1 protein-coding gene is annotated in these 229 nt (G+C 41.5%); it reads left to right on the plus strand.

Annotated elements, in window-relative coordinates; all coding sequences use genetic code 11:
- The coding region (locus tag ACFIO5_RS13205) for a BamA/TamA family outer membrane protein (RefSeq protein ID WP_375705656.1) at positions 1-220 on the plus strand (220 nt) is incomplete at its 5' end.
- Positions 221-229 lie beyond the last annotated feature (9 nt).

Here is a 229-nt window from a genome sequence, read left to right on the forward strand (position 1 = left end):
TGCGGATGTTGCAACGCTTTATGGTAGTAATTATAAACCTGTTTTTCAGGGTGAAACGCCTGTTACAAATATCAAAAGTGCATGGCGTTCGTCCGCAGGTGTTAGTTTGATGTGGGATTCGCCGTTTGGTCCGCTGCGTTTTGATTATGCGTGGCCAATAAAAAAGCAAGAAGGGGATCGTTTGCAGCAATTGAACTTTGGTATTTCTACGAAGTTCTGATTTAAATTT

The organism is Bartonella sp. AA86SXKL, from assembly GCF_042196885.1.